24 protein-coding genes and 1 pseudogene are annotated in these 23620 nt (G+C 70.5%); 10 read left to right on the top strand and 15 right to left on the bottom strand.

Features of this window, described 5'->3' with window-relative positions; translation table 11 throughout:
• Positions 1 to 92: 92 nt before the first annotated feature.
• On the top strand, positions 93 to 1037 hold the full coding sequence (locus ACZ7NC_RS18785) for a LysR family transcriptional regulator (protein WP_471489587.1): 945 nt from the start codon (positions 93 to 95) through the stop codon (positions 1035 to 1037).
• 52 nt (positions 1038 to 1089) lie between these two features.
• Here ACZ7NC_RS18785 and ACZ7NC_RS18780 read toward each other — a convergent pair whose 3' ends face one another.
• A complete protein-coding gene (locus tag ACZ7NC_RS18780; protein ID WP_471489585.1) occupies positions 1090 to 1953 on the bottom strand; it encodes a phosphotransferase enzyme family protein in 864 nt (287 codons plus the stop codon).
• A gap of 169 nt (positions 1954 to 2122) precedes the next feature.
• Here ACZ7NC_RS18780 and ACZ7NC_RS18775 point away from each other — a divergent pair, with 169 nt between their 5' ends.
• From ACZ7NC_RS18775 to mgt, 5 genes and pseudogenes are all read left to right on the top strand, one after another.
• The gene (locus tag ACZ7NC_RS18775; RefSeq protein WP_471489583.1) at positions 2123 to 3058 is read left to right on the top strand and encodes a carbohydrate ABC transporter permease; all 936 of its coding nucleotides are present in this window, start codon (positions 2123 to 2125) and stop codon (positions 3056 to 3058) included.
• Complete coding sequence (locus tag ACZ7NC_RS18770) at positions 3055 to 3891, top strand: carbohydrate ABC transporter permease (RefSeq protein ID WP_471489582.1); 837 nt, start codon at positions 3055 to 3057, stop codon at positions 3889 to 3891. The genes ACZ7NC_RS18775 and ACZ7NC_RS18770 overlap by 4 nt, the downstream gene beginning before the upstream one ends.
• Positions 3891 to 5177: an ABC transporter substrate-binding protein gene (locus ACZ7NC_RS18765; RefSeq protein ID WP_471489580.1), complete on the top strand. Its 1287-nt coding sequence runs from the start codon at positions 3891 to 3893 to the stop codon at positions 5175 to 5177. Before ACZ7NC_RS18770 ends, ACZ7NC_RS18765 begins: the two co-directional genes overlap by 1 nt.
• A gap of 103 nt (positions 5178 to 5280) precedes the next feature.
• Positions 5281 to 5621 (top strand): annotated as a pseudogene (locus ACZ7NC_RS18760) (rRNA adenine N-6-methyltransferase family protein); the annotation flags it as partial.
• A gap of 104 nt (positions 5622 to 5725) precedes the next feature.
• Entirely contained in the window at positions 5726 to 6928 is a 1203-nt protein-coding gene (gene mgt, locus ACZ7NC_RS18755; RefSeq protein WP_471489578.1) for a macrolide-inactivating glycosyltransferase, read from the top strand.
• Positions 6929 to 6983: 55 nt separating this feature from the next.
• Here mgt and ACZ7NC_RS18750 read toward each other — a convergent pair whose 3' ends face one another.
• The gene (locus ACZ7NC_RS18750) at positions 6984 to 9251 is read right to left on the bottom strand and encodes an MMPL family transporter (RefSeq protein WP_471489577.1); all 2268 of its coding nucleotides are present in this window, start codon (positions 9249 to 9251) and stop codon (positions 6984 to 6986) included.
• 340 nt (positions 9252 to 9591) lie between these two features.
• Between ACZ7NC_RS18750 and ACZ7NC_RS18745 the strand changes: the two genes are divergently transcribed.
• From ACZ7NC_RS18745 to ACZ7NC_RS18730, 4 genes are all read left to right on the top strand, one after another.
• Positions 9592 to 10137 carry a DUF1697 domain-containing protein gene (locus tag ACZ7NC_RS18745; RefSeq protein ID WP_471489575.1) on the top strand — a complete coding sequence of 182 codons (546 nt, stop codon included), beginning with the start codon at positions 9592 to 9594 and terminating at the stop codon, positions 10135 to 10137.
• Positions 10130 to 10507 (top strand): nuclear transport factor 2 family protein, encoded by a 378-nt coding sequence (locus ACZ7NC_RS18740; protein ID WP_471489573.1) that lies wholly within the window; start codon positions 10130 to 10132, stop codon positions 10505 to 10507. Before ACZ7NC_RS18745 ends, ACZ7NC_RS18740 begins: the two co-directional genes overlap by 8 nt.
• 2 nt (positions 10508 to 10509) lie before the next feature.
• Complete coding sequence (locus ACZ7NC_RS18735; RefSeq protein WP_471489571.1) at positions 10510 to 11550, top strand: ketopantoate reductase family protein; 1041 nt, start codon at positions 10510 to 10512, stop codon at positions 11548 to 11550.
• An 85-nt stretch (positions 11551 to 11635) separates the two neighbouring features.
• Positions 11636 to 11926, top strand: coding sequence for a hypothetical protein (locus ACZ7NC_RS18730; RefSeq protein WP_471489569.1), 291 nt, complete (start codon positions 11636 to 11638; stop codon positions 11924 to 11926).
• Positions 11927 to 11977: 51 nt separating this feature from the next.
• On the opposite strand, the gene ACZ7NC_RS18725 is transcribed toward ACZ7NC_RS18730, so the two are convergent.
• From ACZ7NC_RS18725 to ACZ7NC_RS18665, 13 genes are all read right to left on the bottom strand, one after another.
• Entirely contained in the window at positions 11978 to 12730 is a 753-nt protein-coding gene (locus tag ACZ7NC_RS18725; RefSeq protein ID WP_471489567.1) for a sirohydrochlorin chelatase, read from the bottom strand.
• Positions 12731 to 12737: 7 nt separating this feature from the next.
• A complete protein-coding gene (locus tag ACZ7NC_RS18720; RefSeq protein ID WP_471489565.1) occupies positions 12738 to 13628 on the bottom strand; it encodes an ABC transporter permease in 891 nt (296 codons plus the stop codon).
• Positions 13615 to 14403 carry an ABC transporter ATP-binding protein gene (locus ACZ7NC_RS18715; RefSeq protein ID WP_471489563.1) on the bottom strand — a complete coding sequence of 263 codons (789 nt, stop codon included), beginning with the start codon at positions 14401 to 14403 and terminating at the stop codon, positions 13615 to 13617. Before ACZ7NC_RS18715 ends, ACZ7NC_RS18720 begins: the two co-directional genes overlap by 14 nt.
• A gap of 34 nt (positions 14404 to 14437) precedes the next feature.
• Positions 14438 to 15538: an aliphatic sulfonate ABC transporter substrate-binding protein gene (locus ACZ7NC_RS18710; protein ID WP_471489561.1), complete on the bottom strand. Its 1101-nt coding sequence runs from the start codon at positions 15536 to 15538 to the stop codon at positions 14438 to 14440.
• 187 nt (positions 15539 to 15725) lie between these two features.
• Entirely contained in the window at positions 15726 to 17060 is a 1335-nt protein-coding gene (locus tag ACZ7NC_RS18705) for a sulfate adenylyltransferase subunit 1 (RefSeq protein WP_471489559.1), read from the bottom strand.
• 2 nt (positions 17061 to 17062) lie between these two features.
• Complete coding sequence (gene cysD / locus ACZ7NC_RS18700; RefSeq protein ID WP_471489558.1) at positions 17063 to 18001, bottom strand: sulfate adenylyltransferase subunit CysD; 939 nt, start codon at positions 17999 to 18001, stop codon at positions 17063 to 17065.
• Positions 17998 to 18573, bottom strand: a complete 576-nt coding sequence (gene cysC, locus ACZ7NC_RS18695; protein WP_471489556.1) for an adenylyl-sulfate kinase — start codon at positions 18571 to 18573, stop codon at positions 17998 to 18000. The genes cysD and cysC overlap by 4 nt, the downstream gene beginning before the upstream one ends.
• Entirely contained in the window at positions 18570 to 19280 is a 711-nt protein-coding gene (locus ACZ7NC_RS18690; protein WP_471489555.1) for a phosphoadenylyl-sulfate reductase, read from the bottom strand. The genes cysC and ACZ7NC_RS18690 overlap by 4 nt, the downstream gene beginning before the upstream one ends.
• Positions 19277 to 19465 (bottom strand): hypothetical protein, encoded by a 189-nt coding sequence (locus tag ACZ7NC_RS18685; protein WP_471489554.1) that lies wholly within the window; start codon positions 19463 to 19465, stop codon positions 19277 to 19279. The genes ACZ7NC_RS18690 and ACZ7NC_RS18685 overlap by 4 nt, the downstream gene beginning before the upstream one ends.
• Positions 19462 to 21159, bottom strand: coding sequence for a nitrite/sulfite reductase (locus ACZ7NC_RS18680; protein WP_471489553.1), 1698 nt, complete (start codon positions 21157 to 21159; stop codon positions 19462 to 19464). The genes ACZ7NC_RS18685 and ACZ7NC_RS18680 overlap by 4 nt, the downstream gene beginning before the upstream one ends.
• A 128-nt stretch (positions 21160 to 21287) precedes the next feature.
• Complete coding sequence (locus ACZ7NC_RS18675) at positions 21288 to 21371, bottom strand: putative leader peptide (protein WP_310591794.1); 84 nt, start codon at positions 21369 to 21371, stop codon at positions 21288 to 21290.
• A gap of 126 nt (positions 21372 to 21497) precedes the next feature.
• Complete coding sequence (locus tag ACZ7NC_RS18670; protein WP_471489552.1) at positions 21498 to 22070, bottom strand: GNAT family N-acetyltransferase; 573 nt, start codon at positions 22068 to 22070, stop codon at positions 21498 to 21500.
• Positions 22071 to 22152: 82 nt separating this feature from the next.
• Positions 22153 to 23442 (bottom strand): hypothetical protein, encoded by a 1290-nt coding sequence (locus ACZ7NC_RS18665; RefSeq protein WP_471489551.1) that lies wholly within the window; start codon positions 23440 to 23442, stop codon positions 22153 to 22155.
• Positions 23443 to 23620: the final 178 nt, after the last annotated feature.

Raw genomic sequence — 23620 nt, 5'->3', positions numbered from 1 at the left:
ACGCCTACCGTGCACCGAAGAGGTCCATGAAGCCCAGTACCACCTTCTAAAACGATCATTTAGCGCGGCTACATCGTCCCTACACTGGGGGAATGGACGAACGCCAGCTGAGGATCCTGCGGGAGCTCGGCGAACTGGGCAGTGTCACGGCGGTCGCGGAGGCGCTGCTGGTGACGCCGTCGGCGATCTCCCAGCAGCTGCGGCTGCTCCAGCGCGCGATCCCGGTGCCGCTCACCGAGCGCCAGGGCCGCCGGCTGGTGCTCACCGACGCGGGACAGGCGCTGGCGGGCGCGGCAGTCGAGGTGGAGACGGCGCTGGCACGCGCACGGCACACCGTGGAGGAATTCGTCGAGCGGCCGGACGGGGAGGTGTCGGTGGCGGCGTTCCACAGCGCGGGTTCCGCGTTCTTCCCGCTGCTGCTCCGCGCGCTCGCCGGACCGGGCAGACCGGTTGCGAGGCTCGCCGACGAGGACGTACCGCAGGATGATTTCCCCCGGCTCACCCGGGAGTACGACATCGTCCTCGCCCACCGCCTGGACCACGCCCCGCCATGGCCGGACACGGTGGCCGCGACGACGCTGCTGCGCGAGCCCCTGGACGTGGCGATGCCCGCCGACCACCCCCTGGCCGCCAAGCGCCGCGTCACCCCGCGCGATGCGGCCGGCGAGCCCTGGATCACCGTGCACGACGGCTTCCCGGTCCTGGCGGTCATCGAGGCCATCGCCGCGGCGGCCGGCCGTCGTCTTCATCTGGCCCACCGCATCAATGAGTTCGCGGTGGTGGCCGAGGCGGTGGCGGCCGGCGGCGGCATCGCCCTGATGCCGCGTCTGACGATGCTCCCGCATCCGGCGCTGGTTCTGAGACCCCTCAGCGGAGTGCGGGCACGACGTCACATCGACGCCCTCTACCGCCCCGAACGGACGGCCAGGGCAGCGGTCCGCACGGTACTGACCGAGCTGGTCCGAGCCGCGCGAACAATTCAGGAACGGGACGTGGACGCCCCAGGGGCGCGGGAAGCTGCGCGCCCAGCCACATGACACCCGGCCGCCGTGCCACACAGCCCCCTGTCAGCCCCCTGCCAGTGGGCGCTCAGAACGGATACCACCGCACGGTCTCGTCCCCGTCCCGCAAGGACGCCACCCTCCGCTCGAACTCCGCCAACGCCTTCGGATTGCTCGCCGCATGCTGAGCAACCCACGCGCAACTGGCCGTCTCCCGAGCCCCCCGCAGCACCGAACACCCCTCCCACTCCCGCACATCCCAGCCGTACGCCGCCACAAACGACTCATAGGCCGCCGCGGGCACCCCGTACCGATCCCGAGAAAGCACCATCACCACCAGATCATGCTCACGCAGATCGAAGGAGAAGGTCTCCAGATCGACCAGCACCGGCCCCTGAGCTCCCACATGCACATTGCGCGGCAACGCGTCCCCATGAATCGGCCCCGGCGCCAGCCGCGGCGTCAGCCCGGACGCAGCCGCGGCGAACCCGTCCCGCCGCTCCCGCAGATACGCCGCGTCCGCCGGATCGATCGCATCGCCCGCCAGCCGCAGCCACCGCTCCACACCCCCCAGTAGTTCACGCGGCGGCAACTCGAAGGAGGGCGCGGGCAGCTCGTGCACGACCCGTAGCAGTTCGGCCAAATCCCTTGGCTCGGCGGGCCGTAGCGGATCCGGCAGCCGGTGCCACACGGTCACCGGGTGCCCCTCCACCAGCCGTGCCTCGGGCTCGGCCGCCCGCACCGCAGGCACGCCCGCCTCGTCCAGCCATAGAGCGATGTCGAGTTCGCGCCGCGCCCGGTCCAGGAGCTCCGCGTCCCGGCCCACCTTGACGACCAGGTCACCGGCGGCGAACACCGCGTTCTCGCCGAGGGCGAGCAGTCGCGCGTCCCGTGCCGGTCCGGGCAGTACTCCCGCCGCGGCCAGTACGTCCCGCGCCTGTGCCTCGTCCATCGTCCGCCTCCGTGTGGTCGTACGCCTCCATGAACGGCGTCGGATTCCCGCCATCGCCGCTCAGTCTCGCATTTCCACAGGTCGGACCGCGTGCGCGCGGCCTTGACGGGGTACGGCGCCTTCACGACCATGACGGGGCCCACCCGAGCCGTGCAAAGGGGCTGATTCCGTGACATCGGTGACCGAGGCGGAGAGGCCGGTGAGACCCGCGCCGGGCGGCACGGGGCGACGGCGCGTCACGGATCACGGCGCCTGGTTCCTCGTACTCCCCGCGCTGATCCCCATCCTGATCCTGAGCGTCGGACCGCTGCTCTACGGCATCCTGCTGGCCTTCACCGACGCCCAGTCCGGACGGACCCGGCCCACCCAGTGGATCGGCGCCCTCAACTTCCGGGATCTGCTGCACGACACGCTGTTCTGGGAGTCGTTCCGGATCGGCCTGGTCTGGGCCGTCGGCGTCACCCTGCCGCAGTTCCTGCTGGCGCTCGGCCTCGCCCTCCTGCTCAACCAGGACCTGCGGCTGCGCTGGCTGGCCCGCGCCCTCGCGATCGTCCCGTGGGCCATGCCCGAGGTCGTCGTCGGCGTCATGTGGCGGCTGGTCTACAACCCCGACGCGGGCATCCTCAACGAGACCCTCCGCGATCTGGGCCTCGGCGACGGCCGCGACTGGCTCAGCGGACTCGGCACGGCCCTGCCCGCCGTGATCGTCGTGGGCGTCTGGGCGGGCATGCCGACGACGACGGTCGCCCTGCTCGCCGGCCTCCAGAACACCCCGCGCGAGCTGCACGAGGCGGCGGCCGTGGACGGCGCCGGCGCCTGGCGTCGCTTCCGCACGGTCACCTGGCCCGCCCTCAGACCCGTCGCGCTCTCCATCACGGCACTCAACCTGATCTGGAACTTCAACTCCTTCGCCCTGGTCTACGTCCTCACCAGCGGCGGCCCCGGCGGCCGCACCCGGCTGCCGATGCTCTTCGCCTACGAAGAGGCCTTCCGCTACGGCCAGTTCGGCTACGCGGCGGCCATGGGATGCGTGATGGTCGCGGTGATCTCGATACTCCTCGCTGTGTTCCTGGTCGGCCGTCTCAAGGGGGGTGACGAGCGTTGAGGACCAGCCGGACCGGCCGCGCCGGACAGTACCTCGCCCTGCTCGCCTACCTTCTCTTCCTCGCCCTCCCCTTCCTCTGGCTGCTCTCCACCGCCTTCAAACCCCCGCGCGAGCTGGGCAGTCTGCACCCCACCTGGATCCCGAAGGACCCCACCCTCGCCAACTTCCGCCAGGCCTTCGACGAGCAGCCCCTGCTGCACGCCGCGCTCAACTCCCTGCTCGCCGCGCTCGGCGCCGCCCTGATCGCCGTACTCCTCGCGACCCCGATGGCGTATGTCATGGCCCGCCGCCACCGCACCCCGCTCGCGCGGGCGGCGACCGGCTGGGTGGTCGTCAGCCAGGCGTTCCCGCTGGTGCTGGTGATCATCCCGCTGTTCCTGGTGCTGAAGAACCTGCGGCTGATCAACTCGATGCCGGGGCTGATCATGGTGTACGTGGTGTGGGCGCTGCCGTTCGCGCTGTGGATGCTCGTCGGATACGTCCGTGCGGTGCCGCCCGAGCTGGAGGAGGCGGCGGCGGTCGACGGGGCCGGGCGCCTGAGGACCCTGGTCTCGGTGACCGCGCCGCTGCTGGCGCCGGGGATCGTGGCGACGGGGCTGTTCGCGTTCGTCACGGCGTGGAACGAGTTCTTCTTCGCGCTCGTGCTGCTGAAGACCCCCGAGAAGCAGACCCTGCCGGTCGTCCTCACCCATTTCATCGGCGCGGAAGGGGTCGCCGACCTCGGCCCGCTGGCCGCCGCCGCGTTCCTCGCGACACTGCCCTCGCTGGTCGTGTTCGCGGTCCTCCAGCGACGGATCACGGGCGGCATGCTCGCCGGGGCGGTGAAGAGCTGATGCGTACGAGACTGCTGTCGGCCCCGGTCCTGGCTCTGGCCCTCCTGCTCGCCGGATGCAGCGGTGACGACGGTGACACCTCGGGCGGCCGGATCACCCTGCGCTTCCAGTCACTGGCCTGGCAGGAGGAGTCCGTCGAGGTCAACAGGGAGCTGGTGAAGGAGTGGAACGCGGCCCATCCGGACGTCAAGGTCGAGTATGTCCAGGGCAGTTGGGACGGCGTCCACGACCAGCTGCTCACCTCCTTCGAGGGCGGTGAGGCGCCGGACATCATCCATGACGCCTCGGACGACCTCGCGGACTTCGCGTACGGCGGCTACCTCGCCGATCTGACCGACCTGCTGCCCGAGCGGCTCAAGTCCGATATTCCGGGGCGCAGTTGGGAGACGGCGACCTACGGGGACGGCATCTACGGTGTCCCGTTCCTCCAGGAGCCGCGCGTGCTCATCGCCAACGCGAAGTGGCTGAAGGAGGCAGGCGTGCGCATCCCCACCGCCGAACAGCCATGGAGCTGGGCGGAGTTCCGGGACGTCACCGAGCGACTGAGCGGCGACGGCAAGTACGGCGTGGCCTGGCCGCTCAAGGAACCCGTCTCCGCCACGCTCAACCTGTCCCTGTCGTCCGGCGGACAGCTCTTCCACCGGGGCGCCGACGGCAAGGTGACCGTCCGCTTCGACGGGGCCGACGAGGTCATGCCGCGCACCGTCCACGACCAGGTCAACGCCGACCACAGCGCCTCGCCCACGACCCTGGGCAGCGGCGGCTCGGACACCCTGCCGGGCTTCTTCGGCGGCCGGTACGCGATGGTCCCGCTCGGCTTCTCGTACCGTCAGCAGATCGTGCAGCAGGCGCCGAAGGGCTTCGACTGGCAGGTGCTGCCCGCCCCGGCGGGCGCCGACGGTCTCGCCCAGGGGGTCAGCCCGCAGACCCTGTCCATCGCCGAGGACAGCCCGCACCAGCGGGAGGCGGCCCGGTTCATCGACTTCCTGCTCCGCCCCGAGAACATGGTGCGCCTCGCGCTCGGCGACTGGATGCTGCCCACCGGCACCGAGGCACTGAAGGACCCCGCCCTGCACACCACCGAGAACGACTGGGCCACCGGCACCGCCCTCGCCGAACACCTGCGCTCGGCGCCCGCCCAGTCGGTACGCGGCTACCCCGAATGGAAGGACAAGGTCGCCACGCCCGCCTTCCAGGAGTACTACAGCGGCGCGATCGGACTCGCCGAGCTGCGCGAACGGCTGGAGGAGGACGGAAACCTGGTGCTCGCCCGCTACCAGCGCTGAAGCGAGGCGGGAGCAATTCGGTTGCCCGCGACTCCCCGCCTGGCGTCCGTCCGCGGCAGCCACACCCCGTACGAATGCGCCGCGGCCCGGGCCCTGACCGGCTCGCGGAGCCAAGCCCGCTGGTCCGTCGCGAACCAGACGGGCGCCCCTGCTGCTCGAAGTCGGCACCGGGAAAGGTGAGTTGACCGAATTGCTCGCCCCGCACCGTCAACGCTTCCTCGCCTACGAGATCGCCCCCCGGCTCGGCCCTGCCCTTCGCTCACGCTTCTCGGACACACCTCAGGTCCGGGGCATGGGCGAGGACTTCCTCACCGCCCGGCCTCCGCGCACACCGTTCTCGGGCGCCGGGAACGTGCCCTTGCTGACGATCCTGACCTGGCCGCGCCCGTGCCACGGGTGGACGCCGGGATCGTACGGATCGACGGGCGTCGCACCCCGCTGGTCCTCGTCGATGAGGCCCCGTCGGGGGCGTGGCTGAAGTTGCACGACGTGCCGGCACCCTGAAACGACGTTGCACGAGACGTATCGTCTCGATTAGTGTCCCTGTCATGACCAGTCCCGCTCACATCGCCATGTTCTCCATCGCCGCCCACGGCCACGTGAACCCCAGTCTCGAAGTGATCCGCGAGCTCGTGGCGCGCGGGCATCGGGTCACGTACGCGATTCCGCCGGCCTTCGCCGAGAAGGTCGCCGGGACCGGTGCGGAGCCGAAGCTCTGGAACTCCACGCTGCCGGGGCCGGACGCGGACCCCGAAGCCTGGGGGAGCACTCTGCTGGACAACGTCGAGCCGTTCCTGGCCGACGCGATCCAGGCCCTCCCGCAGCTGATCGAGGCGTACGAGGGGGACGAGCCGGATCTCGTCCTGCACGACATCACCTCGTACCCGGCCCGCGTCCTCGCCCACCGCTGGGGCGTACCCGCGATCTCGCTGTCGCCGAACCTCGTGGCCTGGGAGGGCTATGAGGAGGAGGTCGCCGAGCCGATGTGGGCGGAGCCGAAGAAGACCGAGCGCGGACAAGCGTACTACCGGCGCTTCCAGGCATGGCTGGAGGAGAACGGCGTCACCCGGCACCCCGATCCCTTCGTCGGCCGGCCCGACCGCTCGCTCGTCCTGATCCCGCGGGCCCTGCAGCCCAACGCCGACCGTGTCGACGAGACGGTGCACACGTTCGTCGGTGCCTGCCAGGGCGACCGCGCCGCCGAGGGCGACTGGCAGCGCCCGGCGGGCGCCGAGAAGGTCGTACTCGTCTCTCTCGGGTCGTCCTTCACCAAGCAGCCCGCCTTCTACCGGGAGTGTGTGCGTGCATTCGGCGATCTGCCGGGCTGGCACCTGGTGCTCCAGGTCGGCCCGCATGTCGACGCGGCCGACCTGGGCGACGCACCCGCGAACGTCGAAGTGCGTTCCTGGGTCCCGCAGTTGGCGATCCTGAAGCAGGCCGACCTGTTCGTCACCCACGCCGGCGCCGGCGGCAGCCAGGAGGGGCTGGCCACGGCCACCCCGATGATCGCCGTACCGCAGGCCGTGGACCAGTTCGGCAACGCGGACATGCTCCAGGCGCTCGGCGTCGCCCGGCACGTCCCGACGGAGCAGGCCACCGCGCGGAAGCTTCGCGAGACCGCCCTCGCGCTCGTCGACGACCCCGAGGTCGCCCGGCGGCTGAAGGACATCCGGACGGAGATGGCCCAGGAGGGCGGTACCCGGCGTGCCGCCGACCTCATCGAGGCGGAACTGCGGGCGGCCAGGGCATGAGCGAGGGCCCGTTGGTTCCCCCGGAACCAACGGGCCCTCTGTCGGGCAGGCGGGGTCAGACCGGCACCCGCTCACCCTCGTCGTCCCGAGCGGCCCCCCGGGTCACCGCCTCCGGCGCCTCGTCGTGGGTCAGGTCGGGCAGGCGGCGCAGCCACTTCGGGAAGTACCAGTTGCGCTCGCCCAGCAGGGCCATCACCGCCGGGAGCAGGACGCCCCGGATGATGGTCGCGTCGATGAGGACGGCCGCCGCGAGGCCGACGCCCATCTGCTTCATGGACTGCATGGACAGCGTGCCGAAGATCGCGAACACGGCGACCATGATGACCGCGGCGCTGGTGACGACCCCGGCCGTGGTGACCACGCCGTGCTGGATCGCGTCCCTCGTGGTACGGCCGCGCAGACGTGCCTCGCGGATCCGCGAGACCACGAAGACGTGGTAGTCCATCGACAGGCCGAACAGGATCACGAAGAGGAACAGCGGCAGCCAGGTGATGATGGCGCCGACGCCCTCCGCGCCCACCAGGGACGCACCCCAGCCGTGCTGGAAGACGGCGACGAGGATGCCGTACGCCGCGCCCACCGACAGCAGGTTCAGCGCGATCGACGTGGCGGCGATCGTCAGCGAGCGGAACGACAGCAGCATCAGCCCGAAGGCGAAGACCACGACGAAGGCGAAGACCGGGATCACGGATCCGGCCAACTGGTCGTTGAAGTCCTTCGAGCCGGCGACCTGCCCGGTGATCGGCGCCTCGACGCCGTCCACCTTGCCCAGCGTGGCCGGGCGCACATCGTCGCGCAGCTTGTCCAGGCTCGCGCCCGCCTTGTCCAGGTCGGAGCCGCCGACCAGCGGGACATACACGAAGGCGACGTTCTGCTCGTCGTGCAGCTTGATCTCGACCGGGCCGCGCGAGGCACCCGAACTGATCGCCCGGTCACGGAAGTCGGCGAGCGCGGACTTCACCTCGGGAGCGTTGATGTCGGCGGCCTTGACGATCACCTCGGCCGGCTCGGAACCGCCCGGGAAGGCCTCGTTGACCCGGTTGTAGGTCTGCACGATGGGCAGCGAGTCGCCGAACTCCTGGTCCAGCGTGAGGTTCTGCGTCTTCATGCCGACCGCGGGAGCCGCGATGGCGAGCAGGGCGCCGGCCGCCACCACGACCGAGATGACGGGCCGTGCGAGCACTCCCTTGAGCACGGCCGTCCAGAACCGGCTCTCGCGGTTGCCGCGGCCCCGGTTGCGGCGGAGCCGGCTCTCCGGGTGCAGGAAGGGGATCTTGCCCTTCTCGACCCGCTCGCCCAGCAGCGAAAGCAGTGCCGGCAGCACGGTGACCGAGCCGACCATGGCGACCGCCACGACCATCAGCGAGGCCAGGCCCATCGCCTCGAACTCGGCGAGACCGGTGAACAGCATGCCCGCCATCGCCACGCACACCGTGACACCGGAGACGATGATCGCGCGGCCGCTGGTGGCGGCGGCGACCCTGAGCGCGGTCTGCGGGTCCCGTCCGGCCTGGCGCTCCTCACGCTCCCGGCGCAGATAGAACAGGCAGTAGTCCACGCCGACGGCGAGGCCGACCAGCAGCATCACGGAGTTGGCGGTGTCGCTCATCGGCATGACATGGCTGACGATGCCCATCAGGCCCATCGTCGCCATGATCGCGGTGACCGCCAGCAGCACCGGCAGCAGGGCCGCCACCAGCGCGCCGAAGGCGATGAGCAGAATGCCGAGGGCCACCGGCACCGCGGAGTACTCGGCCTTCTGGAAGTCGTCCCCGAACGCGTCGTCGAACGTCTTCATCATGCTCGCGCCGCCGATCTCCTCGATCCGCAGCGAGCCGTGATCCTTCTGGACGTCCTCGACCGCCTTCAGCACCGGCTCCACGCGCTCACCCGCGGTGTCCGAGTCCCCGCGGATGTCGAACTGCACAAGCGCGCTGCGGCCGTCCTTCGAGATCGTCCGCGTGTCGTACGGCGATGTCACGTCCGTGACCTTGCCGGTGCCCTCGACCGCCTTGACTACCGCGGTGACGGCGCTGCGGAACTCACTGTCGGTGGCCTTGACCGAGCCGTCCTTGGCCTGGATCAGGACGGTCTCACTGGCCGGCTCCTCGATGCCGGCGTCCTCGATGATCTTGGCGGCGGTGTGTGTCTCGCCCTTCAGCTGGTCGCTGTCCTTGACGTCGACCCGGCCGGCCGCCGAGCCCAGTCCCATCGCCAGGACGACGAACAGCACCCAGATGCCGACGGCAGCCCATCGGTGCCGGGCGCTCCAGCCTCCGGCGCGAGCGGCGAGACCCCGCACCCGCGTATCTCCGTTCACCATGACGGGCTTGCCCCCTTGTATTGCGGTGGCGGCCCCCTGCCGCCTCCTTTCGTTCGAAGGTATGGGGCGGATAAAGCCATCTCGTCGTGCTGCCCGGTGAAGTGCGGCGGCCGGAACTCATCCCCTCGGCCCCCGGGCTCTCCCCACTGGGGAGGATGGCGGTCCCTTACATCTATCCGGCCCGGTCGGGGGTGGAGATCAGGGGGAGGAGGCCGTGGACCGGGCGAAGGGTTGTGCTTCTTGCTGACCGGTAAGTAACTTACGGGTTCCGGTCGTCGTGCCCGCCCCCACTGGGCGCGACGGCCACCCTCATCCGCTCACGCCGCTTTAAGGTGGCCGAATGACGACGTATGCGGCGCTGCTGCGCGGGATCAATGTGGGCGGCAGCAGAAAAGTCCCGATGGCGGAGCTGCGCACCCTGATGACCGGCCTGGGCTACGGCGACGTACGCACCTACCTCCAGAGCGGCCAGGCGGTGTTCGCCGCCGACCACGGCGACGAGGGGTCCCTGGCGGCGGAGCTCACGACAGCGATCGAGAAGCGCTTCGGCTTCGCCGTGGACGTGATCGTGCGCGACCACGCCTACCTCGCGGCGGTCGTGGACAACTGCCCCTTCCCCGCAGCGGAGTTGGAGCCCAAGCAGCTCCATGTCACCTACTTCTCCGCCCCGGTCGACGCCGAGCGCTTCGCGGAGATCGACCAGTCCGCCCACCTCCCGGAGGAGTTCCGGCTCGGCGACCGCGCGCTGTACCTGTACGCCCCGAACGGCCTGGGCCGCTCCAAGCTCGCCGAAATTCTGTCGAGACCCCGGATCAACAAGGGTTTGATTGCCACCAGCCGTAACTGGAACACCGTCGTGAAACTCGTGGAGATGACTGGTGACTGACGTCCGGACCAACGCTGTGGAAGCTGCCATCGAGGGCGAGTTGAGACTGCTCGACCCCGAGGTCCGCCGCTCGCCCGAGTTGCTCGGCGCACTCCTGCACCCCGAGTTCCACGAGTTCGGTTCCTCGGGACGCCGCTGGGACCGGGCGTCGACCGTGACCCGCCTGCCCGTGGACACCGACCCGGCAGACCGATACGTCGTCACCTCTGAGATTCGGGGCGTCCAGCTCGCCCCCGACGTCGTCCACCTCACCTTCGACACGGAGAACGACGGCAGGCGCGCGCACCGCAGTTCGCTGTGGCGGCGGACGGACGCCGGGTGGCAGATGTACTTCCACCAGGGGACGCCGTTCAGCGCCGAGGGGGAGTGACCTTGAGGTACGTCATCATCGGGGCCGGGGCGGTCGGCGGCGTCATCGGCGGACGGCTCGCCGGCTCGGGACACGAGGTCGTCCTGGTCGCCCGGGGCGCCCACTTCGAGGCCCTACGGGATCAAGGGCTGCGGCTCAGGGTGCCGGAAGGGGAGCTGACCCACCGGCTGCCGGTCGTCGACGGACCCGCCGCGCTCGGGGAGCTGCGCCCCGACGACGTCCTCGTCCTCGCCGTGAAGACGCAGGACAGCGTGGCCGCGCTGCAGACCTGGGGTCCCGTCCCGGTCGCCGGTGGCGGTACGGCCGCCGAGCGGCTGCCGCTGCTCTGCGCGCAGAACGGCGTCGAGGGCCAGCGCCTCGCCCTGCGGCTCTTCCGACGGGTCTACGGCGTCTGCGTCTGGCTGCCGTCGACGTACGTCGAACCCGGCGTCGTCTCCGCCGCCGGCAGTCCCCTCACCGGCATCCTGCACCTAGGGCCTGTCTGGCAAACAGGCCCTGGCCGTCATCCGCACGGCACCGACGAGACCGCCCGCCTCATCGCCGCCGACCTGGAGAAGTCGCACTTCGAGGCGCCGGTGGTGGCGGACGTGGCGCGCTGGCAGTACGCCAAGCTGCTGTCCAACCTCGGCAACGCGCTGGAGGCGGTGACCGGCCCCGTCGACAGCGAGGAGGCCGCGGCGCTGTTCCGGCGGGTGCGGGCCGAGGGCGCGGCCGTGCTCGACGCCGCCGGGATCGCGTACGCGAGCGCCGAAGAACAGCACGCGGTACGGGGCGACAAGGTCACCCTGGTCCCCCTCGACGGGGCACCGCGCGGCGGCGGCTCCTCCTGGCAGTCCCTCACCCGTGGCACCGGCACCATCGAGGCCGACTACCTCAACGGCGAGATCGCTCTGCTGGGCCGTCTGCACGGCGTACCGACCCCGCTGAACGAACTCCTCCAGCACCTCGCCAACACCTTCGCGCGCGAGCGGCGGGCGCCGGGATCGATGCCGGTGGCGGAGCTGGTACGGCTGGCCGACGAGGCGGTTGTCAACCCGAGCTGATCATCTCACCGCGGCTCGGTCCAACTGCGGGACAAGGGGTGGTTGTTGTCCTATGGTGATCGGCGCAACCACGGAAGGCGGGACAGTGAGCAGCTACAACATCCGTGAATTCGACGGACCGTCCGACAACGGCGCCGACCCCGCCGCGGTGCTGCGCCTCGCGGAGCGGCTCGTGGAGCTGCTGCGCATCGAGAACCCGGCGCTCGTCCCGCAGGGAGAGATCGTCCGGGACGAACTGCACCACGCCACCCAGGACGGCCTGCCCCCCAACCGAGGCCGTATCCGCTTCGCCCTGGAGGCCGTCCGCACCCGTGTGACGGCGGGCAGCGGCAGCCTGACCCTGGTCCAGCAGTTGGACCGAGTGCTCGGAGTGTGACACCGGGGGCCGTGCGGGGGCGCTCCACGGCCCCGGCCGCCGAGGGCCCTCTCAGGCCCCGACCGCCGCCAGCACCGGCACCCGCGCCGCGTCGTACCGCTCCAGCAGGACCCGCGCCACCTCCGGCGCCGGCCCGAGCACGTCCGCCAGCACGTCCGCCCCGGCCGCGCCCCGTGCGATGCGGTCCGGGAGGAAACCGGGGGCCAGGACGTACGGCGCCACGGCCACCCGCTCGCAGCCGAGTTCCCGCAGCTCACGCACCGCGTCCTCGGTGCGCGGGAACCCCGCGGGAGAACCGGCGGAGGCGAACGCAGGTCGCACGGCGCACCAACCGGTGTGCCGCCACTCCCGCGCGATTTCTGCGATCACTGCGATCGCCTCCGGGTCGGTGGACCCCGCCGAGGCCAGCACGACCCCGGTCGAGGACTTGTCGGCGGGCGTCAGTCCCGCCTCGTACAGACGTCGTTCCAGGGCCGACACGAGCAGCGGTGCCGGGCCCAGTACCTCTGCCTGCCGGATCCGCAGCCGGCGCGGCGCGTCGCGCAGGACCGCCGGGATGTCGGCCTTCGCGTGGAAGGCGCGCGTCAGCAGCAGGGGCAGCGCCACGACGTCCCGGACACCCTCCGCCGCCAGCGACTCCAGCACCCCCTGCACCGACGGGATGTTGAAGTCCAGGAAGCCGGTCTCCACCCGTACGTCCGGGCGCAGCGAACGGACCCGCCGTACGAGGGCGTGCACGGTCGCGGCGTGCCGCGGGTCGCGGCTGCCGTGGGCGATGACGAGCAGGACCGGTTTCACGGACATCGGACTCTCAGCTCCTTGCCAGCAGACCGCGGCTGCGCAGCACCCACCGCTCCAGCGGGCTGAAGATCAGCAGGTCGATGGCGATGCCGACGATCAGGATGAGCAGGATGGCGAAGAACACCGTGGACATGGAACTGGTGTTGCGGCCGTTCTCCAGGAGCTGGCCGAGGCCCACGCCCAGGTCGGGGGAGGACGCGATGATCTCGGCGGCCATCAGCGAACGCCACGAGAAGGCCCAGCCCTGCTTCAGACCGGCCAGATAGCCGGGCAGTGCGGCCGGCATCACGATGTGCCAGGTGCCCTTCAGACCCGTCGCGCCCAGTGTGCGGCCCGCCCGCAGGAACAGCGGCGGCACCTGGTCGACGCCGGACACCAGGCCGTTGGCGATCGAAGGGACCGCGCCGAGCAGGATCACCGCGAACATCATCCGGTCGTTCAGGCCCAGCCAGATCACAGCCGGCGGCACCCACGCGACCGACGGCAGGGACTGCAGACCGGACAGGATCGGGCCGATCGCCGCCCGCACGAACTTCACGCGCGCCACCAGCAGGCCCAGCGGCGTCCCGATCGCCAGCGCCAGCAGGAAGCCCAGCAGGCCGCGCGACACGGACGTCCAGATGTACTGGTGCAGCGTGCCCTGCAGCCAGGACTCGCGCAGTTCGCCCCATACGTCGGCCGGCGCGGGCAGCTTGGTCGGGTCGCCGGCGACGCCGGTCGACACCAGGAGCTGCCAGATGCCCAGGACCAGGGCGACGGCGACGATCGGCGGCAGGATCTTCTGGGTCAGGGTCCTGCGGAACGGCGTACGGCTCGTCTGGACCGTGTCCAGGGCGTCCAGGCCCGCCTCGAGTCCGGCGAGATCGCTGCCGTCCTTGGCGGTGGTCTCAGTGCTGGCCATGGCGGCGGATCTCCCCACGCAGTTCTTCGGTGATCTCCCGGGACAGCTCCGCGACCGCGGCGTCCTCGATGCGGCGCGGCTGCGGGATGTCGACCGTCCATTCCCGGGCGATACGGCCCGGCCGCGAGGACAGCAGGACGACGCGCTGGGCCAGCCGGACCGCCTCGCGCACGTTGTGCGTCACGAACAGCACCGACACGCCCGTCTCCCGCCAGATACGGGTGAGTTCGTCGTGCAGCACGTCCCGGGTGATCGCGTCCAGCGCGGCGAACGGCTCGTCCATCAGCAGCAGCTTGCTGTCCTGGGCGAGCGCGCGAGCCAGGGCGACGCGCTGGCGCATACCGCCGGACAGCTCGTGCACCCGCTTGCCGTACGCGCCCTTCAGACGGACGAGTGCGAGGAGTTCCTCGGCGCGCTCGCGCCGCTCGGCCTTGGCGATCCCGCGCAGCTTCAGGGCGAGTTCGATGTTCTTGCCCGCGGTCAGCCACGGGAACAGGGCGTGCTCCTGGAACATCAGCGCCGGGCGCCCGTCGGTCGTGATGCCGCCCGCGGTCGGCTTGTCCAGCCCGGCCACCAGGTTCAGCAGCGTCGACTTGCCGCAGCCGGACGCCCCGAGGAGGGTGACGAACTCGCCGGGCGCGACATCGAGCGTGATGTCGTCGAGGACGAGCTGCTGCCCGGCGGGGCCGGCGAAGGACTTCGAGACATGCTCGATGCGTGCGGCGTGCTCCACGGACGTATCCGTGTCAGCGGCCTTGGCGAGGGCTGTTGCCATGGTCGTCACCTCCTGGGAACTCTCCGGATGGGGCTTACTGGACGCCGAGCCCGGCGTCGTCGACCTCGGGTTCGCCCTCGCCCTTGAGGACCTTGTTCAGCGGGGTGAGGTCGTAGATGCCGGTCAGGTCCGGCTGCTGCAGCAGCCCCGCCTTGACCGCGTGTTCGGCCTCGGTGTTCAGCGTGGCCGCCAGCGGATCGTCGGTGACCTGGATGGACCGCCACGCCGGGTCGAGCACCTCGGCCGGCAGCGGCTTGCCGGTGTCGGCCTTGAGCTGCGCGTTCGCCGCGGCCTTCGCCTTGTCCGGGTTGGCGTCGATCCACTTGTTGGCCTTCACCGAGGCGCGCAGCACCGCCTCCACGGCCTTCGGGTGCTCCTTCAGGAAGCTCTGCGACACGATCACGTTGGTGATCACGAACTTCTTGTCCGGCCACAGGTCGGCCTCGTCGAGCAGCACCTTGCCGCCCTCGGCGACCAGCTTGGAGGCGGTCGGCTCCGGCACCCACGCGCCGTCGACCGAGCCGGACTTGTAGGCGTCCGGGGTGATCTTGTTGTCGGTGCGGACCACCGAGACGTCGCCCTGACCGCTTTCCGCGTCGACCTTCCAGCCCTGCTCGGAGACCCAGTTGAGGAACGCCACGTCCTGGGTGTTGCCGAGCTGCGGCGTGGCGATCTTCTTGCCCTTGACGTCCTTGAGGGACTTGATCTTCTCGGGGTCGACCACCAGCTTCACACCGCCCGACGCCGAACCCGAGATGATCCGCAGGTTCTTGCCGCCCGACTTCATGTAGCCGTTGACGGCGGGGGAGGGGCCGATCCAGCCGATGTCGATGGACCCGGAGTTCAGCGCCTCGATCTCCGAAGGACCGGCGTTGAACGTGGCGTACTCCGCCGTCGTGCCGCCCAGCTCCTTCTGGAACAGCCCCTGCTGCCGGCCGACCAGCGCGGTGGCGTGGGTGAGGTTCCCGAAGTAGCCGATCTTCACGGAGTCCAGTCCGTCGACCTTGGCCGCCCCCGCGATGGCCTGCTCGGTGTTCTCCTTGGCCTGAGAGCCGTAGCCGCAGGCCGCGAGGGCCAGCAGCGGCAGGGCGGCCAGGACGGCGAGGGTCCGTCGCGGGGCGGGGGTGGCAGGCACGGGAGGGGTTCCTCTCGGTGGCCCGGCACTCACGCCCTGGTCAGGCGCGGCCGGGAGATCGGCAGATGGACGAAGGACGGGTCAGCGCACACATCGCGCCACTCCGCCCTGCCCGCTGCCGAGGGCGCCGCTGCCGACGCGGCCGCCCTCCTTCGCGAACGTGGAGTAGACGTCGTGGGGCAACACGTCAGAAGTCCCATCCGTCGTCGTCGGCCTCGTCCTTGACCGGCTCCGGCGAGGCGAACGACTCGCCGACCATGCCCGCGGTGAGCGTGGTGCCGTCGCTGGGGTCGATCAGGATGAACGAGCCGGTGCGGCGCGAGTCGGCGTAGGAGTCGACCGGCAGCGGCTCGGCGGTACGGATCTTCACCCGGCCGATGTCGTTGGCGACGAGGTGACCCGGGTGCGGGTGCAGGGACAGGTCGTCCAGCGTGAGCCGGGACGGGATGTCCTTGACGATCGCCTTGACCGTGCGGGTGCCGTGCTTGAGCAGCACCCGGTGGCCGACGGTCAGCGGGGCGTCGGCGACATGGCAGACGGTCGCCTCGATGTCCTGCGTGGTCGGCGGGGCGTCCTTGGTGGGCACGATCAGGTCGCCGCGCGAGATGTCGATGTCGTCCGCCAGCAGGACCGTCACCGACTGGGTGGTCCACGCGATGCCGACCGGCTCGCCCAGCAGGTCGATGCCGGTGATCTTCGACGTGCGCCCCGACGGCAGCACCGTCACCGACTCGCCGACGCGGAACGAACCGGCGGCGATCTGACCGGCGTAGCCCCGGTAGTCCGGGTGCTCGGCGGTCTGCGGCCGGATCACGTACTGCACGGGCAGCCGGGCGTGGCAGTGGCTCAGGTCGTGGCTGACCGGGACCGTCTCCAGGTGCTCCAGGAAGGTCGGCCCGCCGTACCAGTCCATGTTCGCGGACGGGTCCACCACGTTGTCGCCGGCCAGCGCCGAGATCGGGATCGCGGTGATCTCCGGGACGCCGAGTTCGAGCGCGTACGCCGTGAACTCCTCGGCGATCGCGGCGAACACGGACTCCTGGTAGTCGACCAGGTCCATCTTGTTCACGGCGAGCACGACGTGCGGCACGCGCAGCAGCGCGGCGATCGCGGCGTGCCGGCGGGTCTGCTCGACGACGCCGTTGCGGGCGTCGACCAGGATCACCGTCAGCTCGGCCGTCGAGGCGCCCGTGACCATGTTGCGCGTGTACTGCACATGGCCGGGGGTGTCGGCGAGGATGAACCGGCGCCGGGGCGTGGCGAAGTAACGGTACGCCACGTCGATCGTGATGCCCTGCTCCCGCTCGGCCCGCAGACCGTCGGTCAGCAGCGCGAGGTCCGGCGCGTCCTGGCCGCGTGAGGCCGACACGCGCTCCACTGCCTCCAACTGGTCCGTGAGGATCGACTTGGAGTCGTGCAGCAGCCGGCCGACGAGCGTGGACTTGCCGTCATCGACGGAGCCGGCGGTGGCGAACCGCAGCAGGGTGGTGGCCGAGAGTTCCTCGGTCGTGGTCGTGCTCATGCTTAGAAGTACCCCTCGCGCTTGCGGTCTTCCATCGCGGCCTCGGAGAGCTTGTCGTCGGCGCGGGTGGCGCCGCGCTCGGTGAGCCGGGACGCGGCGATCTCGGTGATGACCTGCTCCAGCGTCACGGCGTCCGAGTCGACGGCACCGGTGCAGGACATGTCGCCGACGGTCCGGTAGCGCACGAGCCGCTTCTCGACGCTCTCGCCGTCCTTCGGGCCGCCCCACTCGCCGGCGGTCAGCCACATGCCGCCGCGCTTGAACACCTCGCGCTCGTGCGCGAAGTAGATCTGAGGCAGCTCGATGCCCTCGCGGTCGATGTACTGCCACACGTCCAGCTCGGTCCAGTTGGACAGCGGGAAGACGCGCACATGCTCGCCGGGTGCGTGGCGGCCGTTGTACAGGTTCCACAGCTCGGGCCGCTGCCGGCGCGGGTCCCACTGCGAGAACTCGTCGCGCAGCGAGAAGACGCGCTCCTTGGCCCGCGCCTTCTCCTCGTCCCGGCGGCCACCGCCGAACACCGCGTCGAACTTCTCGTTCTGGATCTTCTCGGTCAGCGGCACCGTCTGTAGCGGGTTGCGGGTGCCGTCCGGGCGCTCCTTGAGCACGCCCCGGTCGATGTAGTCCTGCACGGACGCGACATGCAGTCGCAGGCCGTGCTTGGCGACCGTACGGTCCCGGTACTCGATGACCTCGGGGAAGTTGTGCCCGGTGTCGACGTGGAGCAGCGAGAAGGGGATCGCCGCGGGGGCGAACGCCTTCAGCGCCAGGTGCAGCATGACGATGGAGTCCTTGCCGCCGGAGAACAGGATCACCGGCCGCTCGAACTCGCCCGCGACCTCACGGAAGATGTGCACCGCCTCGGACTCCAGCGCGTCCAGGTGCGAGAGGGCGTACGGGGAGTCCGTGCCCTCCTCCACCTTGGCGACGGTCGTCGTCATGCCAGTCCCCTTTCGGTGAGCAGCGCGTGGACCGCGGCCGCGGACTCCTGGACGCTCTGGTGCTGCGACTCGATACGCAGGTCGGGCGTCTCGGGCTCCTCGTAGGGGTCGTCGACCCCGGTGAGCCCGGACAGCTCGCCCGCCGCCTGCTTGGCGTACAGACCCTTCACATCACGTACGGAGCACACCTCGACCGGCGTCGCCACATGCACCTCGATGTACGGCGCCCCGCCCTCCTGGTGGCGCTTGCGGACCGCCTCGCGGCTGTCCGCGTAGGGGGCGATCACCGGGACGAGCGCCTTGACGCCGTTGCGGGCGAGCAGTTCGGCGAGGAAGCCGATGCGCTGCACATTGGTGTGCCGGTCCTCGCGGCTGAAGCCGAGGCCCGCCGAGATGAACTCGCGGATCTCGTCGCCGTCGAGCACCTCGACGCGGTGGCCCTCCTCGCGCAGCCGGCCGGCCAGTTCGTACGCGATGGTGGTCTTGCCGGCGCTCGGCAGACCCGTGAGCCAGACGGTGGCTCCGGTCGTCACTTGGTTCTCCTGGGTCTGATTCGTCTGGGTGATCGTCATCCGTGCAGCCCGCACTCGGTCTTGGCCCGCCCGGCCCAGCGGCCGGCGCGCGCGTCCTCGCCCTCCAGCACCCGGCGGGTGCAGGGGGCGCAGCCGACGGAGGCGTAGCCGTCCATCAGGAGCGGGTTCGTCAGGACGCCGTGCTCGGCGACGTACGCGTCCACGTCGTCCTGGGTCCAGCGGGCGATCGGGGAGATCTTCACCTTCTGCCGCTTGTCGTCCCAGCCGACGACCGGGGTGTTCGCCCGGGTCGGGGACTCGTCGCGGCGCAGCCCGGTCGCCCAGGCCACGTAGTCCTTGAGCCCGCGCTCCAGCGGCTCGACCTTGCGCAGCTTGCAGCACAGGTCGGGGTTGCGGTCGTGCAGCTTGGGGCCGTACTCGGCGTCCTGCTCGGCGACGGTCTGACGCGGGGTGAGGGTGATGACGTTGACGTCCATCACGGCCTCGACCGCGTCGCGGGTGCCGATGGTCTCCTCGAAGTGGTAGCCGGTGTCGAGGAACACGACGTCCACGCCGGGCATGGCGCGGGAGGCGAGGTGGGCCACCACCGCGTCCTCCATCGACGAGGTCACACAGAAGCGCGCCCCGAAGGTGTCGGTCGCCCACTGGAGGATCTCCAGCGCGGAGGCGTCCTCCAGGTCACGGCCCGCCTGCTCGGCGAGCGCCTTCAGATCCTCTGTCGTGCGCTCTTCCTGAATCGCGGTCATATCCCCTCTCCCCCTGCGTCGTTGGGCTGAAGTCCCCGGGAGAGCAGACCGAGGAACTTCAACTGGAATGCGCGGTTGCACGCCGCGCATTCCCATGCGCCGTGGCTGCCCTCCAGGGCTTCACTCGGCCGGAGGTCCTCGTCGCCGCAGTAGGGGCAGTAGAAGGGGGCGGCCCGCTCGCTCACGACAGGGCCTCCTCGGAGGCACGCGCGGCCCACGTGGCGAACCGCTCGCCGTCCTCGCGCTCCGCCTGGAACCGCTTCAGGACGCGCTCGACGTAGTCCGGCAGCTCCTCGGAGGTGACCTTCAGGCCACGCACCTTGCGCCCGAACCCGGCCTCCAGACCGAGCGCGCCGCCCAGGTGCACCTGGTAGCCCTCGACCTGCTCGCCCTTGTCGTTGACGACCAGCTGCCCCTTGAGACCGATGTCCGCCACCTGGATACGGGCGCAGGCGTTCGGGCAGCCGTTGAGGTTGATGGTGAGCGGCTCGTCGAAGTCCGGGATACGGCGCTCCAGTTCGTCGATCAGCGCGGCGCCGCGCGCCTTGGTCTCGACGATGGCGAGCTTGCAGTACTCGATGCCGGTGCAGGCCATGGTGCCGCGCCGGAACGAGGACGGCCTGGCGGTGAGGTCCAGCGCCTCCAGGGACTCGACGAGCGAGTCGACCTGCGCCTCCTCGACATCGAGGATGATCATCTTCTGCTCGACGGTGGTCCGGACCCGGCCCGAGCCGTGCGCCTCGGCGAGCTCGGCGATCTTCGTCAGGGTCGTGCCGTCCACCCGGCCGACACGCGGGGCGAACCCGACGTAGAAGCGGCCGTCGTTCTGCCGGTGCACACCGACGTGGTCGCGCCAGCGCTGGAGCGGCTGGGCGGGGGCGGGGCCGTCGACCAACTCGCGCCCCAGGTACTCGTCCTGGAGGATCTGGCGGAACTTCTCCGCGCCCCAGTCGGCGACCAGGAACTTCAGGCGGGCACGGGTGCGCAGCCGCCGGTAGCCGTAGTCACGGAAGATGCCGATCACGCCCGCCCAGACCTCCGGGACCTCCTCCAGCGGCACCCAGGCGCCGAGCCGGACACCGATCTTCGGGTTGGTGGACAGCCCGCCGCCGACCCACAGGTCGAAGCCGGGGCCGTGCTCGGGGTGCTCGACACCGACGAACGCGACGTCGTTGATCTCGTGGACCACATCGAGCAGCGGCGAGCCGGAGATCGCCGTCTTGAACTTGCGCGGCAGGTTGGAGAACTCCTTGCTGCCGATGTAGCGGCGGTGGATCTCGTCGATGGCGGAGGTGCCGTCGATGATCTCGTCCTCGGCGATGCCGGCGACCGGCGAGCCGATGACCACACGCGGGGTGTCGCCGCAGGCCTCGGTGGTGGACAGGCCGACCGCCTCCAGGCGGTTCCAGATCTCGGGCACGTCCTCGATCCGGATCCAGTGGTACTGGACGTTCTGCCGGTCGGTGATGTCCGCGCTGCCGCGCGCGAACTCCTGCGAGATCTCGCCGATCACACGCAGCTGCCGGGTGGTGAGGCGACCGCCGTCGATCCGCACCCGCAGCATGAAGTACTTGTCGTCCAGCTCCTCGGGCTCCAGGATCGCGGTCTTGCCGCCGTCGATCCCGGGCTTGCGCTGGGTGTAGAGCCCCCACCAGCGCATCCGGCCGCGAAGATCGTTGGGGTCGATCGAGTCGAAGCCACGCTTGGAGTAGATCGTCTCAATGCGTGTCCGCACATTGAGACCGTCATCGTCCTTCTTGAACTGCTCGTTGCCGTTGAGCGGGGTGAAGTGCCCCGCGGCCCACTGACCCTCACCGCGGTGACGGCTCACCTTGCGGCGGGGAGTCGCGGCGGCAGGCTTCTGCGGGGTGGCGGCCATGGTTGATACGTCCTTCGGGACAGGCGGGAAAGCGGCTCTGACCTGCGCATACGGGCGCATGGGCATACGTGCGCGTCGTTGCGCGGGAATGAAGCGAGAAGAGAGAGATGTCGGGCGCTGCGGGGCTGTCAGCGCGCCGGACAGATGGCGCTGGACATGCGGCCGAGGTCGACGTGCCGCCGACTCACCAAGGCAATCCCAGTTCCAGACATGACGGAAGCGTGGCATGGCGATCTGGACAGAGTCCAGCTTTGTCCATCATGCGGACACTCGTGTCCCGTAGCGTGAGATACGAGTGTCGTCGGTCACATGGCCGTATTGGTCCGTTTCTGCCCAGGTCAGGCTGGGTACGCCCCCGGCCACGGTCCGAGCGCGGCCACCTGGGTCTCCTCCTCGACCTTGGTGTCGAAGAGCTTGAAGCCCCGGCGCTGGTAGTTGTCCATGGCGTGCTCGCCGTCCTTGCTGCATGTGTGCAGCCATACCCGCTTCGTCGGCGCCAGCCCCGGCCAGCGGTCCGCCAGGTCCCAGGCGCGCGCGGCGCCGTACGCCAGCAGATGCCCACCGATTCGGCGGCCGCGGAAGGCCGGGATCAGGCCGAAGTACTCGATCTCCACGACCCCGTCGTCCTGCGGGCTCAGCTCCACATACCCCGCGGGCGTCCCCCGGTCGTAGGCCACCCAGGTCTCGACCCCCGGACGCTCCAGGTGCTCCTGCCACCGTGCGTACGTCCAGCTGAGCCGGTCGATCCACAGGATGTCCCCGCCGACCGAGGCGTACAGGAACCGGCTGAACTCGGGGGAGGGCACCTCGGACCGGACGATCCGCACATCACCCTCCGGCGCGGCGGCCGGGAGGAGGTCGGTGGGCGAGGTCTGCTCCAGGGACCAGGTGGTCACGGGGATGTTGGTCATGACGGCCAGGGAATCACCCGAGTGGCCGATCTGTCGATCGGCGTCCACCCGGGCGTCCCCTCGGCGGTCCGGCCGCCCACGGCTACCCGAGCGCCCTGTCGATCGACGTCAGCGGCATGGCGAACAGCATCCGTCCCGACTGGGACCAGACCTCGCCGGTCGCCTCCCAGTACGACAGGGGGCCGACCTGGAGGCCCCAGCATCTGGGCGCGTTCTCCTCGCCGCAGCGGGTCGCCTCGGCGCCGTCGGTGTCCTGGCGCCACAGACTGCCGTGCCGGTCCGTGCTGCCCGGGGCGCGGCCCACGTACCAGTGGGAGCGGTCGGCGCCGTCCGCCCGGCGCGACAGGACGCCCTCGATGCCGGACGCCTCCGTCTCGTACGCCTCGACCACGGACACGGATCCGGTGGCGCCCGTGGCGAGCAGTCCGGGGCGGGCCGGGTCGGTGCTGAAGTCGTAGCGCCACAGGCGGGCGGGCCGGTCGCTGTCGGCGGGCGTCGACTCGCTCGCGACCAGGCTGTCGGGCGCGGTGCTGCGGTCGAGGGAGATACCGCCGATGCGGGGAGCGGCGCTCTGGCCGGTCAGACGGTACGAGCCGACAGCCGGCAGCACGAAGCGGTTGCCGTGCGCCGACCAGCCCTTGTCCACGCGGCCCACCGCGGCGCTGTCGACCGTGGTGCGCTGGACGCGGTTCATGTCGTACACATACAGACCGTCGGCGGCGGTGACCAGCAGCTTGTTCTGGTACCAGACCATGCCCGAGAGCCGGGAGGGCAGGGCGCGGTAGTCCCGTCCGCCGTCCACCGGGACGACCAGGAGGGCCGAGGCGTACCGGAGGTGGGTGAGGTCGTTGGCGTCGACGAAGGCGACCCGGGCGAGGCCCCGGTCGGCGGTGCCCTGGCTCCAGCCGGAGAGGATCACCCGATTGTCGTTCCACCAGCCGTCGTCGTCGGCGTCGCCCGAGGTGGTGACGGCGCCCGCCCGCCAGGCCCGGGTGTCGGCGGAGTCCCAGCAGTACGCGCGCGTGGCCGCCGGCGCGACCGGCAGCGCGGTGCGCTCGACGGCCGTACAGCCGCTCGCCTGGCGCAGGCTGCGGTCGGCGGTCTCCAGAACGGCACGGACACCGACCGGCTTGCCCATTCCGGCGGCGAGTTCGTCGAGGGCGGCCTGCGGGACCGGCTGCTCCTGGAGGCGCAGCGCGGCGGTGTCGGCGGCCCTGGTGAGGGGATCGAGCGCCCCCGGGTTGTCACCGACCGTGGCCTGTGAGGCGCTGATCATCGTGGCGGCGGCGGTGAGCGCGAGGGCGGTTCCGGCGAGGAACGCGCGAACGGCCCGGCCTTGTCTGCGTCGACGGTGTCTGCCGCGGTGCTTCATCAAACCTCCCGAGGCGAGCCAACTGCGGCCATTGGTTTGTGCGTTGACCAAAGGAGCAGGTGGGGTGGCCCGTAGGGGGATGCTACGGCAGTCGAGCACGTCTGCGGACTAAGACCCCGCAAATATGCGCGGCAAGACAGCGCACTTATGCGTGTACATATGGGGAGAAGGACCTCGA

This window comes from Streptomyces sp. NPDC111802 (assembly GCF_055634335.1).
This window is presented reverse-complemented; position numbering and strand designations above follow the sequence as displayed.

What these genes read in the sequence shown, in the direction of transcription:
- ACZ7NC_RS18715 (WP_471489563.1), bottom strand. Translation starts at nt 14,403, where the DNA reads ATGGCAACAGCCCTCGCCAAGGCCGCTGACACGGATACGTCCGTGGAG.
- ACZ7NC_RS18780 (WP_471489585.1), bottom strand. Translation starts at nt 1,953, where the DNA reads ATGGACGAGGCACAGGCGCGGGACGTACTGGCCGCGGCGGGAGTACTG.
- ACZ7NC_RS18765 (WP_471489580.1), top strand. Translation starts at nt 3,891, where the DNA reads ATGCGTACGAGACTGCTGTCGGCCCCGGTCCTGGCTCTGGCCCTCCTG.
- ACZ7NC_RS18705 (WP_471489559.1), bottom strand. Translation starts at nt 17,060, where the DNA reads ATGAGCACGACCACGACCGAGGAACTCTCGGCCACCACCCTGCTGCGG.
- ACZ7NC_RS18670 (WP_471489552.1), bottom strand. Translation starts at nt 22,070, where the DNA reads ATGACCAACATCCCCGTGACCACCTGGTCCCTGGAGCAGACCTCGCCC.
- cysD (WP_471489558.1), bottom strand. Translation starts at nt 18,001, where the DNA reads ATGACGACGACCGTCGCCAAGGTGGAGGAGGGCACGGACTCCCCGTAC.
- ACZ7NC_RS18690 (WP_471489555.1), bottom strand. Translation starts at nt 19,280, where the DNA reads ATGACCGCGATTCAGGAAGAGCGCACGACAGAGGATCTGAAGGCGCTC.
- mgt (WP_471489578.1), top strand. Translation starts at nt 5,726, where the DNA reads ATGACCAGTCCCGCTCACATCGCCATGTTCTCCATCGCCGCCCACGGC.
- ACZ7NC_RS18680 (WP_471489553.1), bottom strand. Translation starts at nt 21,159, where the DNA reads ATGGCCGCCACCCCGCAGAAGCCTGCCGCCGCGACTCCCCGCCGCAAG.
- ACZ7NC_RS18725 (WP_471489567.1), bottom strand. Translation starts at nt 12,730, where the DNA reads ATGTCCGTGAAACCGGTCCTGCTCGTCATCGCCCACGGCAGCCGCGAC.
- cysC (WP_471489556.1), bottom strand. Translation starts at nt 18,573, where the DNA reads ATGACGATCACCCAGACGAATCAGACCCAGGAGAACCAAGTGACGACC.
- ACZ7NC_RS18785 (WP_471489587.1), top strand. Translation starts at nt 93, where the DNA reads ATGGACGAACGCCAGCTGAGGATCCTGCGGGAGCTCGGCGAACTGGGC.
- ACZ7NC_RS18745 (WP_471489575.1), top strand. Translation starts at nt 9,592, where the DNA reads ATGACGACGTATGCGGCGCTGCTGCGCGGGATCAATGTGGGCGGCAGC.
- ACZ7NC_RS18750 (WP_471489577.1), bottom strand. Translation starts at nt 9,251, where the DNA reads ATGGTGAACGGAGATACGCGGGTGCGGGGTCTCGCCGCTCGCGCCGGA.
- ACZ7NC_RS18675 (WP_310591794.1), bottom strand. Translation starts at nt 21,371, where the DNA reads ATGTCTGGAACTGGGATTGCCTTGGTGAGTCGGCGGCACGTCGACCTC.
- ACZ7NC_RS18665 (WP_471489551.1), bottom strand. Translation starts at nt 23,442, where the DNA reads ATGAAGCACCGCGGCAGACACCGTCGACGCAGACAAGGCCGGGCCGTT.
- ACZ7NC_RS18720 (WP_471489565.1), bottom strand. Translation starts at nt 13,628, where the DNA reads ATGGCCAGCACTGAGACCACCGCCAAGGACGGCAGCGATCTCGCCGGA.